General features: G+C 43.1%; 2 protein-coding genes and 1 pseudogene. All 3 read right to left on the reverse strand.

Going from position 1 to position 2,699, the window contains the following annotated elements; all coding sequences use genetic code 11:
- Positions 1–132: 132 nt before the first annotated feature.
- Entirely contained in the window at positions 133–420 is a 288-nt protein-coding gene (locus tag BHE97_RS19885; protein ID WP_140400274.1) for a hypothetical protein, read from the reverse strand.
- Between the two features lie 102 nt (positions 421–522).
- A pseudogene (locus tag BHE97_RS20890) lies at positions 523–2,196 on the reverse strand (peptide ABC transporter substrate-binding protein).
- 209 nt (positions 2,197–2,405) lie between these two features.
- On the reverse strand, positions 2,406–2,699 hold a 294-nt coding region (locus BHE97_RS19235; protein WP_140400275.1), incomplete at its 5' end, for a DUF3397 family protein.

Genomic DNA, 2,699 nt, shown 5'->3' on the forward strand with positions numbered 1-2,699 from the left:
ATATGAGATGCTCATGAGTCTAGGTGGATCGGAGATTTGTATAAGCGACAGCTTTAACGCCGTGAACAAGCACAATCCAATGCCAACTATGAGTGAAAACAAAATGCAAACACCGCCAAGAATAGATGAGTATCAAAATGAATCTTGAATGATGCGGTTGACCGTCCAATGTTGGCGTTTCATCGAAGTTCCGAAGTCCAATTGCAGCAAATTACCCATATACTTCACATATTGCGTCATCATCGGTTGATCCAACCCGTATTTGGCTTCTATCCTTTTCTTAATCGGGGCAGGTATCGTCTTTTCGCTTTGAAACGGATCACCCGGTATCGCCTTCATCAGAAAAAAAGTAGCTGAAGCTAATACGAAAAGTGACAGTAATGAAAATGCGATCTTTTCCAATATCGTTCTAACCAACATGATCCCTCCTGCAACAACTGCATTTCCATTTCTACAGGACATAAGAAGAGACAACTGCGAATATGTTGCACAGTTGCCTCTATTCCATACTTATTTCCATAATTAACGTTCGATATACCCGCGATTAAAATCAATGTTCCCGCTATAATCGATATGCACATTTTTGATATGAGGTTTATTCATCCAAATTGCGGTGTAGTAGTAAATAGGCATAATCACCATTCCATCCATTAAAATTTTCTCTGCTTGTATGAGCTTATCCATCCGTTTCGCCGGATCGACCTGCTCATAAGCTTCTTTCACCAATCGGTCATAATCGGGATGACTCCACCCTGTATCATTGTTGCCGCTTGCAGAGGTGAAAATGTCCATATACGTCATCGGGTCATCATAATCAGCTCCCCAGCCTGCACGAGCGATCTGATAGTGTTTGCTTGTCCGATTGTTCAGCAGTATGCCAAACTCCTGTGATTCAATTTTTACTTCAATACCAAGATTTTTTCGCCACATATCCACAACAGCAGTTGCAACTTTCGCATGTCCTTGTCCTGAATTGTGAATGAGCGATGTAGCTGGAAAGGTAGTTAACCCTTCCTCTTGTACCCCTTCCGCCAGAAGTCTCTTCACCTCTTCTACATTTTCAAAGAAATAGTCATCCGGCACTTCTTCGCGATATGGCTTTTATAGTCCTCGAACACCAGCCACAAAACCATAAGCAGGAACTTGATCACCTAATGTGATTTTGTCGACCAACGCCTGCCGATCAATCGCCATCGACAGCGCTTTTCTGAACTCCACATTTTTTGCAGGAAGCTCTGTCGTATTGAACACATAATAATAGGAGCTCGCAATCGGCTTGATATGCAAATTCGCTGTTTCATCTGCTTTTAATTGTGGAATGAGATCGAGCGGTATTTCGCCAAGCGGTCTCCCCGCCCAATCCAACTGATCGGTTTCATACAAATTCAGCTCGGTTGAAGCGTCCTCAATCATCATAAGTCGGACTTGGCTAAATCGAATATCTGCACGACTGTGATAGCTGTCATTTGGCACAAGTGTAATAGACTCTGAATGACGCCATTCACTCATTTTGAACGGACCGTTAGAAACGATTGATTTTGCTTCTGTTGCCCAATCCGGATGCGCTTCAACTGTCGATTTATGCACGGGAAAGTAGGTGAAAAACGCCGTTAGTTTCAAAAAATAGGGAGTTGGGTTTTCCAGCTTCACAATGAGCGTTCGATCGTCCTCGGCTCGCACTCCTACATCAGACACATCTGCCCCTTGATTCGTATTGTAACGCTCCGCATTCGCTAAATAATAGAGTTGATAGGCATAAGGTGACGGCATCTCTAAGTTAGGATTCAGCACTCTTTTCCAAGAATACTCATAGTCATTTGCAGTAACGGGATCACCGTTGGACCACTTCGCATCTGCACGAAGCTTAAACGTAACCATTTTGCCGTCCTCGGACACTTCCCAGCTTTCCGCCGTTCCTGGGAGCACATTGCCGTCTTGATCCACTCTCGTCAAGCCTTCACCAATCGCATGAATGACCGTAAAAGAATTTTGATCTTGTGCAGCAGCGGGATCCAACGATGGCGGCTCAGCAAATATATTTAAGCGAAATTGTTGTTGCTGATCAGCTATTTGGTTTGGCTTGTTATTGTCCTGACTTTGACATTTGGCATTGACTCCGCAGCACGCTGTCGATACACAAGTGATTAGCAACGCAATAAGTAGCCACAATGAACCCACTCGCAACCTAAAGTGCATACTTCACCTCCTGTTAGGTTCAACAACCACAACTATAAATGGTTTACCCTAAATTCGGTTGAAATATGAGTCAAAAGTCGCAAATGATGGAAAGTAAGATGATGAGACGGGTGAAGTAACAAGCTGTTTCAAGATTTGAACGGCTATGAAGACGATGGAGATCATGAAGTCGAGGAATAATGCAAATGAAAATGGGGGATAACCGCAGGTTACATTGCACTGATGCTTTGGATCACACCAATAATCGAAAATAGTACATAAAAAAACAACAGAATAACAAATCCGATCCTCCATACTGCACGAAACAATCGTTCTATATCCAACGACACTTTTGTACGAGTTTGCAGGTTGCCAAGTACGCCTGGCATTAGCAGTAAAATAAAGAGCACGATCCAAAATCCCTTGATGCTTGGAGCAAATACCAGATCATATAAAGCTGAAACCGCACCAATCAAAAAGATCGTCGTAATGTCTACTGGACGGCGAAATGCTAACTTCTTATC

The organism is Aeromicrobium sp. PE09-221, assembly GCF_002174305.1.
In the GTDB taxonomy this organism is placed as follows: Bacteria; Actinomycetota; Actinomycetes; order Propionibacteriales; family Nocardioidaceae; genus Aeromicrobium.

Bases quoted from the DNA above. Each gene is read 5' to 3' on its own strand.
- BHE97_RS19885 (WP_140400274.1), bottom strand. From the start codon at position 420: ATGTTGGTTAGAACGATATTGGAAAAGATCGCATTTTCATTACTGTCA.